Origin of the sequence: Methanospirillum sp. (assembly GCF_028679455.1) — an archaeon.
Classification (GTDB): Archaea; Halobacteriota; Methanomicrobia; order Methanomicrobiales; family Methanospirillaceae; genus Methanospirillum.
In genome coordinates, this window is sequence record NZ_JAJRBM010000369.1 from 1 (window position 1) to 10,915 (window position 10,915).

Below are 10,915 nucleotides of genomic sequence, written 5' to 3' on the forward strand. Positions count from 1 at the left end.
GATCATCAGCAGATACCGATCCATCATGAGAGAGGTAAACAGATAACCGGAACTTTCCTGCATCTGCATCACCTGCATTGCGAACGGTTGTCGTAATCGGGATCTTTTCACCTGGTGCTGCAGAACTCTGGCTTGAAATTGCATCCACAACCAAATCTGCACGTTTTGAAGATACTGCTTCTCCAGCAGGAGATGAAGTCACTTCAGGAGTCGCCAGAGTGGGGGAAACGGTTTGAGTCACCAGAACAACAGCCTGACCCGGAGTCTGGGTAGGTACAATAGTCAGAATCGGTGAAATATCAGGGATGGCAGTCGCAGCAGGGGTAACCAGGACTTGTGAAGTTCCCGGAGTTGGTGACGGTTGAGGAGCAGGAGTTGGCGATATTACCGGGGTTACTGATGCTGTCTCTTCGCCGGGAATCGAAGGCTTGAAGATACTGATTGCCGCATCCATAGGCCGGGAATTATTGAGTTTGTCCTTCTCTGCGATCTTGGTCTGACTATCAGCAACAGCAACCAGGTAATATGACCCGGCAGCGACATTCAGAGGAATCGCTGCAACAGCGGTTCCCTGACGTGCCTTACCGGCAGCCAGGTCTGGCACATCGCCATATCCGAGTTCAATATCATCATCTGATTTGGTCCCGTCACGCGAAAGATAGACTGAAACTCTGAACTTTCCTGCCTCAGCATCTCCGGTATTCCGGACAGTTGTATTAATAAGAATCTGTTCACCCAATACTGCTCTTGTCGGAGCAGAGATAGCATCAATAACTAAATCCGGGCGTTTTGTGGAGATCGGCTCCACAGCCGGAGTACTCGGCACTGCCAGTTGAATGCTTCCACGCTGCATTCCTGCACTGGATGTCAACTCAGGGACATTCACTTTTGCAGGAGCTGTCTTTCCATTATTCTCCTTACTCATCTCCCGAATCTGGAGGTTTGGATCAATATAACCACCTATGTAATAATCTCCTGATGGAATCTGTGAGATTGGGAAATAACCCACAATTGTCTTTTTGGTTCCCGGTAACAGGTTATCTACCAGGTAGAAACCTACCGGGGAATCTGATGAGGTTACCGGGGTCGTATAGGATCCATAGAAAGATATGAAGAAATTTCCGGTTGGCTTAACCCCTTCATTTCCGATTACCGCAGTTAACTCCACACGCTGGGTATCCGGATTTACTACTGCCTGAAGATCATACATAACCATATCAGGTCCGGTTGGATCCGGACTATTGGTCATATTGACATCAGACTGAATCATCTTCTTCAGTTGATCTTCTTTATCGGTTGGTCTGGCAGACGGCACAGCAGTCACTTTCACAGCTGCTAATGCTCCAACTTTCTTAAGATATGGATTATCAATCAGGGGATCGATCTCTTTTGCTTTTGCAAGACTCTCGGTGGCTTCCTTAGTTCTCCCAAGTTCTATCAGAGTTTTGCTACGCCATAGCCAGGCACTGGCCAGCGTTGGATCCTGATATATTGCATTATCAATGAGGGTGAGAGCCCGATCAAAGTGTCCGAGTGAATATTGACCTACTGCCTCCTTAACCCAGTATTCAGGATAGTGAAGGTCGGTTGTGATATTCGCGGCACTTCCCATCCCTATAGAAAGTGCAAATATTAAGAGAAAAAGAAAAATATGCCTGCAGACAGTTTTCACGGATATTCACCTGATGCTCATCATACCTTACTCTCCAGGCCTAGATATCTTTTTGCACGTGTTGAATTATCAGGCAACCCAAATACCGTGCCATTGACAGAAGATAAGATGGAGAGAGGAGGTCAGGCTCCGATACTTGCGAGACTGCATGGCGAGTCAGCATAAACCCAGTATGCACGCATCGGAATCAGCATTCGCGAATCTGCATGGGTATCATTCCCCCCATTGATGATTGAATCTTCAGTCCGCTGCTGAACAGGATCCCAACCGATGACCTGTGTCCAGGTCTTTCTGATGGAGAGGAATGAATCACGGGCCGATGCATCAGAGGCACCGGAAAACCCAACCAGATTCCAACCTGCCTGCAGATCTTTTACCGGTGGAACCTGAAGTGGATCCACTGAGTAAGAGAGAGCAACCCGATCAGGCTTTGCCGAATAGATGAAATAACCGTCCAAGGGGAATAGTTTATCCTGTGCAGTGAGATCCTTCCATCCCTTCCCTGCAGGATCATAAGTCCAGATACTTCTGCCTGCTGAGTCAATACGGGAGAAGAGCGAGGCCGTATTCATATCATCTGCCAGTCTTCGTGGAATACCGACCAGATTCCATCCTGTTTTCAGTTCAACAATTCCAGAGTTATACGAGTCAGTTTGAGGCACTGTCGCACTTGGCTGTTCCATCATGGTTGTGGTAATATTGTCAGCAGGTATGGCAACAGTGGTATAGTTATCTGCCGTTACACCAACACTTACCGTTATTACTACCAGAACGAAGCCTAGGATCCATTGTATCCATCTCATCATATTGATCTCCAGATTACTGCTTAATGTCAGTAATACACCGTATTTATGCAGAACTATTTGGCTCTGTCGCTCTGATACCTGATCTGAATACATAGAAGGAGAGATATGCAGAAAAGAAAATCTGATGAGGTGATGCTAACCTGCAATCTTACTGAAGATCAACTCCCTTTTGATCTGGATCTAACCCTCTCCTGTGGACAGGCATTCAGATGGGAGCAATCATCTGCAGGATGGACTGGGCAGGTCAACGGAGCGGTTGTTACGATCAGGCAGGAGGGGCGGAGTCTCATATATAATGGAATGGATGAAGAGACATTGATCAGATACTTCAACCTGGATATTCATGTTCAGAATCTTCTTGAGATGATCCGCAAATCTATCACCAGGTATTCTGGCAAACAAGAGGATTCATTTTTTGAAACCGCTGCAAGGAGAGGAGCAGGACTTCGGATTATCAGGCAGGATCCCTGGGAATGTCTGATTAGTTTTATCTGTTCGCAAAATTCCAATATTCCAACAATAAGCAGGAGAATATCTCTTATCTGCCGACAATACGGAAAAAAACTGGATGATAACCGATATGGTTTCCCAAACCCTGCTGACCTGGCTGTTGCTGACGAAGGAGGGATACGAACCTGTTGCACCGGTTACCGGGCTCCGTATCTTATTCGTACCGCACAAGCAATCACTTCAGATCCAAAACTGCTTGCTAGGATTGATAATCTTCAGGATGAAGATGCTAGAAAAGAACTTATGAAACTTTCAGGAGTCGGGCCCAAGGTTGCTGATTGTGTCCTTCTCTTTGCATACAACCGGTATCAGGTTGTTCCGGTAGATGTCTGGGTTCGGACGATTATCACTGGCAGGTACCCACAAGTGCAGGAACGAAAAGGGAATCGCAAAGATTGTTCATATAACGATATTGCTGAATTCTGCAGGGATTATTTTGGACGATATGCCGGGTATGCACAGCAGTACTTTTTTGCATCCCGGTTAAGTCTTCCACTGGATGACAAATTGAACCTGAAAAATATCTAATATCATTATTCTGATCTGCACAGACCCCGCTTCCAGGTTGCCGAAGTTAGAACCCCATATGCACACGCCCTGATTGCATCCTTTATCTCGCCATCTTTTTTTGATCGTTCACCAGATTCAGAATTTTTTATGGCATCATACCATATGTGTGTCATATCCCGGGAGTAAAGATCACCTCTCCAACGGGCATCGATCACTCCGTATCTGATGCCTGCATCCTGTAACATTTGGATCTGATCAATAAGCGAGGTCTCTGCTGCATTAAAGATATGAGTCCTACCACAGGGATCAGTTACAAAGGGGAATACCTGACCTTTCTGATCCCGAAGGCCAAAGGCGGTTTCGGTGTCTGCTGATCCAATAATTTGATCCAGACGATCCGGGGTAATGACAGCCTCAAGAAGACCCTGCACAATAACGCCTGTAGGCGGGAGGCCTCGGACTGCTCGTGCTGTTGTCATCGTAGTTTGTATTTCATCACCAGATAATTCACATGAAAGGATACAAAACTCATATCCTGAAAATACTGAAAGAGAGAGATGATTCGTAATATTTAATCCGCTATAACCGGCGATTTCAATATGAGGAGCATGTAATCGTATAGCTTCGGCAACTCCAATCCCATCAACCCTCAGATGCCTGATTCCTGCCTAACATATTTCAGGAACTGCAGCCATTACCCGGTCCATCTCTGAACGATGAAGAATCTTTGGAATTTTTATTCCGACTTGCTCAGATCGATTAGGAGCGAGCAAAACCAGGGTCCGTATCTCATCAAGAATGCGGGTATCTGATTCCTGATCCTGATGAGGATACCATTCGATATATACCCTTAATGCACCGGCAGACAGAGCAGCAATCGCTGACTCAGTATCTGACACCAGAACAATCAGATGCATGGGATCATGGTGATTACTACTACTTACCTTCCTGGTGGTCACCATAGCCCGGCAGGTCTCAACGGTATCCTGAAGACCTGCCAAAACCTCTGGTGCAGGCCTGAAGGATTCAATGATGATATGTTCAGCCACACTCAGGATTTCACGACGTATTCCATTCAATACTGAAACCGGGGCAAACAAATTATCTGGGCAGATGATCTCAAGATGCCTGAGAGAAAAGAGTGTTCCTCCCATCTTCTGTAATGCATCACGAATCTGCTCTGTACGGAGTGGTCGTGAGCGGGCCGGGCTGAGTTGTGCCTCTGATCGATATGAAAGGGGTAGACTCATCCCTGACCTGGGTTCAAGAGAACCGGAGACATCTACTGAACCATCTGTACTAATCGTCACGGTAAGCGCAAGTGCAATCGAACCATAAAATCGCTGATCGGGATCTTGCGTCAGATGATCCAGAACTTGTGAATTTCTTTTCCGGCTTGTCAGGTACACCTGATCCCCGACATGGCATGAAACACCTGAGTTGAGATACAACTTTTTTTTCTGAATCCTGGAATCATGACGAAGAACAAAACCCTGATCACCAGTTCTCCCGAGGCAGACCAACCCATCACCACGCTCAGGAACCAGATTGCAGTATGGATCCAGTATCATCAATCCATCGGGGGTAAAACCAGTAACGGTCCCGACTAACAGTCCTCTTCTGCCAGGCTGATCCCGCCCCATTACTGTCAGATATGACTCACCATTCAGGTAACCAGCAGTAAATCCCCGGGAGAACGCAATCGCCAGATCAATCTCATCATCCGAAACCGGTGAGAATGTACCAGCCTTGATCGCATCCAGTGCACGACGGTAGATGGACACGGTCGTAGCAACGTATTGAGGGGATCTCATCCTTCCTTCTATTTTAATCGCAGCAATGGGAAGGGATGCAATCGATTTCATTACTGGATATATGGAGAGATCGCGAGTGGACAGCAGATAATGATCAGTTAGGGAGAGGGATCTGGGGTTACTCATTCTTCCATACGTGTCCCTCTTCCCCATAACCAGGGAATACGGTTTTCTGCAGGGTTGCGCACACATCCCCCGGTTTCCACTTCTTCCTCCGATAACTGCAGATAACAGACATTGCCCTGAGTATCCATAACAGAGAGCACCATGCCCAAAGATCTCGATTTCACACCCCTGATCACGGAGTGAGTCTGCAATATCGCTGACCTCCCGGGTCGGAAGCTCCCTGGCTAGCACTATTCTGACGCACCCCTGCTTTCTGGCAAACTCAGCACCTTCACGATTATGAACAGCCATCTGGGTGGATGCATGGAGTGCAGGGAAACCGGAAAGATGACTGAATAACTTCTGTGCGAGAGAAAGAACTCCAAGATCCTGAATCAGAACTGCATCAATACCAAGAGAACTTAGAAAAAGGAGATATTCAAGAACCTCAGGAAGTTCATAATCGTGAACCAGGATATTTACGGTTACATATACTTTTACTCCCCGGAGATGGGCATATGAGACTGCTTCTTCAAGATCCGAATCCGTAAAATTGCCTGCAAAATGGCGGGCACCAAATCTGCTGCCACCCAGATAGACTGCATCAGCACCTGCTGCAACTGCTACCTTGAATGCCTCCGGTGTTCCGGCAGGGGCAAGGAGTTCCATCATAACTATTCACCAGGGAAAGAGGGTAAGAATGATACCACTGATAGTATGCATAGGATCCCCGAATAGAAGAAGGGTTGGGGGTTAAAAGCAACCGTCGTTCATTCATCTCAACGTATTAGTATGGTACCACAAGCAGGATGATTATGATCGCATGAAGAAGCATAAATACCGGAATTAGAAAAGAGAACCGGATCTTCTGTGTCTTATGTCTGAAAACCTGCATCCCTAGAAAGGCGCCAAAAGGACCAAAAAAAGATCCAAAAATCAGTTTCTTTTCAGAGATTCGCCAGCGGGAAGAGCGTGCCAGATATTTATCATACCCATAAACCAAAAATACGACAATATTTACCAGACCATACAACCCTTCCAGATATGGCAATAGTTGAACAACCATGCAAGTATTCTATCAGGCATCTAATTTTGAATTCTTTTTGTTTCAACCATATTCGTGCTCACGATGATGCAGTCAGGTACATTATCTCCAAATCCTGAAGGTTATCGTGGACTGGCCGTAGTAATTCCACAAACAGGCAACAGCGGTAGCTACAATCTTGGCAAGAAGATAATTTAGAAGAAAGATCTCAACACATCCCGATATAATAGCAAGGTTTAGAGCGAAACTACTCGCTGCAATAACCAGGAAGGATGAACCCTGCTTAACATATGATCTGCTCTGATTCCGGTAATTCAAAGTTTTATTCAGCAGGTAACTTACCCCGGTACCAGAACAATATGAGAGACCAGCAGAAGCAAGGTACCAGATCCCTACTTTTTCGGTAAGAAACCAGAGAATACTGATATCAAGGCTGGTTGTAACTATACCAATAAGGAGAAAACCTCCCAAATGACTTCCAACATGGAAGACCGGAACATACTCCATACCTTCACCTGATTCAGCAGAGAAGAGAGTCATGATGCCCCCTGTAGAAGAATCCAACAGATAACGGACTACCAATCAACATGAACTGAAGACGACAGTTCCGAAAAATCTGATTAAAATTCATAATTTTCGAACTTCAACAGGGTGAGCTGAAGCGTAACATTCCAGGATCCCATACGATAAATAGAATATAAAATAACCAGCAACTACAGAAGTTGATGAAGACAACCAATCGGTTGGAGATAATACCAAAAAGGGGTTGATTATCGCCGATTCATCGCAACGACACTGGCCCCTGTTATTCCAAGTGCTGCAATAATAGTCACTGGCGAAATCGGAGACTTGGTCTCCGTTGCCGGTACGTTTGACTGTCGGGAAGATTGTAGATCTCCGGGAGGTGAGTGAGAATTATCAGAACTCTTATCCATTGGTCTGCCCTCTGGAGGGTGCTTCTGATCCCTGCCCATTGTCCCATTCCTATCCGGGGGCTGACCAGATGGACCAGCTGGAAGTTTGTCTTTTACCAGTTCCATTTCTGCACGGATCCTGTCACGATCTCCACTCTCAATTGCTGCTTGTAATGCGGAGGTGTACTACCCCTTTAGCCTTAAGATCTGTAAGCATGTTATCTCTTAACTCAGTGTTATTAGCAAAATCAGGGCGTCCACCTTCCCCAGGGGTTCCGTTTGGTGGCTGCATCTCATGAGGACTTTGTGATCCATGACCATCAGGTGGGCCCATGGGATGGTCTTTTCCATCACCCGGTGTTTCATTTGGTGCATGCATTGCGCTTTTTGATATCTTTTCCTGGCCTGCAGATAGATCTGCACACACAGTCACTACCATGAGAAAGGCAGCAAGCAGGCATGAAATGCAAATAATATTGAGATTTCTAACGGTAAGGCTCATCAAATCACCACAAAATCTGATCATCATTCCAGATAACTGAGAACATGATGATGTTCTCATGCATGAGTTAAAGAGTATATACCGGGTTTGGAGATACAACCAGATAGTTCAGCATTTGATAATGCTCATAAAAAATGAGTCCGGGTTTACTGTCAGACTCTATCAATGAACAACAAAATCGGGATAGGAGTAGGCTGGGAAAGAAACCGGAGAAGAAGGAGATACTCTGGTGACAGATATGGTTGTTTGCTCCGGTTCCGAAGGTTGGGAAAGAAAGATCGTAGCACTCATGGTTGGGGTTACTGATGGATTCATCAATGAAGCAGGAAGAGGTGTGGTGCTCGTTACAATTTTTTCAGCGCCCGCTGATGTCCCACGTTCCCCGGTTAGAGCCAGATATACATCTAATCTCCCGCCGGTAGAGATTTTCCCACTTAAATTACTGTTCTGATCCACAGAGGATATAAGAGCATCACGAATCTGATTGTTAGTCAGAGAAGGTTTTGCTGCTTTCAGCAGAGCAGCTGCTCCGGCAGCATATGGAGTAGCCATTGAGGTACCTGACATGTAGGCATACCGGTTACCCGGATAGGTACTGACGATCTCAACTCCCGGTGCGGCTATCTGTACTGTTTTTAAGCCGTAATTAGAGAATGAAGCGAGGTTATCATTACTATCACTTGCTGCTACGGTGATAAGATTTGGACTTGAAAAAGTTGCAGGATACACAGCAGTTGTATCATCATCGGCCCCACCATTTCCAGCAGCACATACTACAACCGCCGATGAGGCAGTAATGGCATCCTGAAGTGCCTGAGAATTTTCTCCTCCACTCCAGGAACAGGAAATTACATCAGCACCCATCTTGTTTGCATACAGAATTGCTGATATTGCATCAGAGATGTACCCGTTACCAGTGCTATCCATAAATTTAAGCGGCATAATTTTGACATGCCAGTTTACACCGGTGCACCCGAGATTATTATCACCCACTGCTCCGATGATTCCGGCACAATGAGTCCCATGCCCATTCTCATCGACGGGTGAATTATTTTCTCCTTGGAAATTCCACCCGTGAATATCATCGATATACCCATTTCCATCGTCATCAATCCCGTTTTCAGGTATTTCTTTTTCGTTTGTCCAGATATTATCTGCAAGATCCTGGTGTGTGTAGTCAACTCCGGAGTCAATAACTGCCACTACGATATCAGACGATCCCGTGGTAATTCCCCAGGCCTTTTCTGCACCGATGTCCGCACTAGGTGTACCATTGAACGGGCTCTGCCCGGTATTGTGAAGACCCCATAATTTTGGATATTCGGGATCATTGGGTTTTTTTGTGGTTGAACCAGCAGATGATGTGATCACCTGAACCCCGGTCGATGAGGGTTCAACCGAGATCTGATAATCCGGTTCTGCATAATCAACCAGAGGATTGTTCTGGAAAACAGTCATCACCGTGTCCAGGGAATCGGTTGGGACCTGTACTATGTGTAGTCCAGCATCACCCAAAGAAATTTGATGAATTTCTGCAGGTTTTCCCTCTGGATTCATAATCGGCCCTATCGGATCTCCCTGAACAAGGGAATTGCTTTCCATGGAGTTTTTATATTTAACAATAAACCGGTTAGGAGCTGAAGGTAAAGGCCCGAAATTCTGATACCGATCATTACCTGAAAAGCCCTGATTTCCCGGAGAGAATGAATTTGACTGACCTCCACGGTATTCACCCGGATACATATTCATCGATGATGAAATCGGAGAAGTCATTCCATTTTGCAGGGAAATAGGAGGAATTTGTTCATAATAGGGATAATATCCGTGATTATCTGCCCACACCACATTCTGATTCAGGAAAAACCAGAATGCTAGAGCCAGGATAAATACAAATCGTTTTGACTGAATGAGGGAGAGAGACAGATTCATGAGTTGGGTAACCTTTGATAATACGTATTCCTTGAAACTAAAAAAGAACTGTTATGAAGATCTTATCATTACTTCAGTAACACTGATTAGTTTTTTCTGATCGCACATAATCCACCGATAATGAGTCCTGTGATCAGAATCCAACCAGGTAAAGATGCCTGGGTTGCTATCGGAACAACGGTCTCTTCCGATTTCAATTCGGGTATCTGGGTTGAACCGGTCGAAATCACAGGGGTTAATACCGTAGATATTGCAGTAGTCTGGCCTGATGTAATGGCAACATCACTCGCATACTGAGTATACCCGTCTTTCAGAATGGTTAGATTATATGCTCCCGGGGAAATACCCTGAATAGTGAGCGGACTAGTCCCACGGTATACATTATTCAGAAGAACGATTGCCCCATCAGGGGTTGCCTGAATATCAAGAGTTCCCCATTCTGAGTTTGATGAGGTTGAAACCGATGAAACTGGTTCCAGCACAGCATTTATTGTCTGAACCTGATTCTGATACACATACAGATTTGTTGTGTAATCAGCGTATCCATAATACGAGATAACGATCTGATAATTACCAGGAGTTAGACTTGAAATACCAAGATAACCTGATGACGGTGTCCTTCCTTCATAGTTATTATTCAGATATACGGTTGCTCCGGTTGGAGTACTGATCACCTGTATTGCTCCATTATCCTTGTCGTACCGGGGTGCATACAAAGGACTTGACTCATATCGATAGTGATTGTAATCATCCGGATATGAGTATCGCCCATTATAATAATTCGGTCCATTCATATCAGGATTATAATAGGGAATAGGAGTAGGATCAGGGCCGTTACTATCATGGTTACCAGGGTACTGAGTGATATCAGGAGTTACAGATGCAGTTGGGAATGGCAGATGATCAGGATTATTCGGGTTGTGATTAAAATCCGGAACACTGCCATTGTGGTCATCAGGAATACCGGTAACTATCGGAGTTGTAAGACCAGTAGGGAACGGAACTGGACGATCAGGATAAGAGATGGAACCGGGATTGCTTCCATTCGGATAAACCGGAGTGGCAGTTGTTACCGGACTTGTAGAACCTGTAGGGAACAGAACCGGGC

General features: G+C 45.6%; 11 protein-coding genes. 1 reads left to right on the forward strand and 10 read right to left on the reverse strand.

What is annotated here, in order from left to right:
• Both LUQ50_RS12495 and LUQ50_RS12500 read right to left on the reverse strand, forming a co-directional pair.
• On the reverse strand, positions 1-1,672 hold a 1,672-nt coding region (locus LUQ50_RS12495; RefSeq protein WP_300040170.1), incomplete at its 3' end, for a CARDB domain-containing protein.
• Positions 1,673-1,794: 122 nt separating this feature from the next.
• A complete protein-coding gene (locus LUQ50_RS12500; protein ID WP_300040171.1) occupies positions 1,795-2,478 on the reverse strand; it encodes a hypothetical protein in 684 nt (227 codons plus the stop codon).
• A gap of 105 nt (positions 2,479-2,583) precedes the next feature.
• On the opposite strand from LUQ50_RS12500, the gene LUQ50_RS12505 reads away from it, so the two are divergent.
• Positions 2,584-3,516 carry a DNA glycosylase gene (locus LUQ50_RS12505; RefSeq protein WP_300040172.1) on the forward strand — a complete coding sequence of 311 codons (933 nt, stop codon included), beginning with the start codon at positions 2,584-2,586 and terminating at the stop codon, positions 3,514-3,516.
• A 5-nt stretch (positions 3,517-3,521) separates the two neighbouring features.
• Here the strand turns inward: LUQ50_RS12505 and LUQ50_RS12510 are convergent, their stop codons facing one another.
• The 8 genes from LUQ50_RS12510 to LUQ50_RS12545 all read right to left on the reverse strand — a co-directional run.
• Positions 3,522-3,977, reverse strand: a complete 456-nt coding sequence (locus tag LUQ50_RS12510) for a U32 family peptidase (RefSeq protein ID WP_300040173.1) — start codon at positions 3,975-3,977, stop codon at positions 3,522-3,524.
• A 189-nt stretch (positions 3,978-4,166) separates the two neighbouring features.
• Positions 4,167-6,089 (reverse strand): U32 family peptidase, encoded by a 1,923-nt coding sequence (locus tag LUQ50_RS12515; RefSeq protein ID WP_300040174.1) that lies wholly within the window; start codon positions 6,087-6,089, stop codon positions 4,167-4,169.
• Positions 6,090-6,204: 115 nt separating this feature from the next.
• A complete protein-coding gene (locus LUQ50_RS12520; protein ID WP_300040175.1) occupies positions 6,205-6,483 on the reverse strand; it encodes a DUF1294 domain-containing protein in 279 nt (92 codons plus the stop codon).
• 81 nt (positions 6,484-6,564) lie between these two features.
• Positions 6,565-7,002, reverse strand: coding sequence for a GtrA family protein (locus LUQ50_RS12525; protein WP_300040176.1), 438 nt, complete (start codon positions 7,000-7,002; stop codon positions 6,565-6,567).
• Positions 7,003-7,232: 230 nt separating this feature from the next.
• Positions 7,233-7,502, reverse strand: a complete 270-nt coding sequence (locus LUQ50_RS12530) for a hypothetical protein (protein WP_300040177.1) — start codon at positions 7,500-7,502, stop codon at positions 7,233-7,235.
• A 31-nt stretch (positions 7,503-7,533) separates the two neighbouring features.
• Positions 7,534-7,878 carry a hypothetical protein gene (locus LUQ50_RS12535; RefSeq protein ID WP_300040178.1) on the reverse strand — a complete coding sequence of 115 codons (345 nt, stop codon included), beginning with the start codon at positions 7,876-7,878 and terminating at the stop codon, positions 7,534-7,536.
• Between the two features lie 162 nt (positions 7,879-8,040).
• Positions 8,041-9,807: a S8 family peptidase gene (locus LUQ50_RS12540; protein ID WP_300040179.1), complete on the reverse strand. Its 1,767-nt coding sequence runs from the start codon at positions 9,805-9,807 to the stop codon at positions 8,041-8,043.
• 86 nt (positions 9,808-9,893) lie between these two features.
• The coding region (locus tag LUQ50_RS12545) for a PEGA domain-containing protein (RefSeq protein ID WP_300040180.1) at positions 9,894-10,915 on the reverse strand (1,022 nt) is incomplete at its 5' end.

Coding starts and splice junctions, on each gene's coding strand:
- LUQ50_RS12505 (WP_300040172.1), top strand. CDS start 2,584: ATGCAGAAAAGAAAATCTGATGAGGTGATGCTAACCTGCAATCTTACT.
- LUQ50_RS12515 (WP_300040174.1), bottom strand. CDS start 6,089: ATGATGGAACTCCTTGCCCCTGCCGGAACACCGGAGGCATTCAAGGTA.
- LUQ50_RS12530 (WP_300040177.1), bottom strand. CDS start 7,502: ATGGAACTGGTAAAAGACAAACTTCCAGCTGGTCCATCTGGTCAGCCC.
- LUQ50_RS12520 (WP_300040175.1), bottom strand. CDS start 6,483: ATGGTTGTTCAACTATTGCCATATCTGGAAGGGTTGTATGGTCTGGTA.
- LUQ50_RS12535 (WP_300040178.1), bottom strand. CDS start 7,878: ATGAGCCTTACCGTTAGAAATCTCAATATTATTTGCATTTCATGCCTG.
- LUQ50_RS12500 (WP_300040171.1), bottom strand. CDS start 2,478: ATGATGAGATGGATACAATGGATCCTAGGCTTCGTTCTGGTAGTAATA.
- LUQ50_RS12540 (WP_300040179.1), bottom strand. CDS start 9,807: ATGAATCTGTCTCTCTCCCTCATTCAGTCAAAACGATTTGTATTTATC.
- LUQ50_RS12525 (WP_300040176.1), bottom strand. CDS start 7,002: ATGACTCTCTTCTCTGCTGAATCAGGTGAAGGTATGGAGTATGTTCCG.
- LUQ50_RS12510 (WP_300040173.1), bottom strand. CDS start 3,977: ATGACAACAGCACGAGCAGTCCGAGGCCTCCCGCCTACAGGCGTTATT.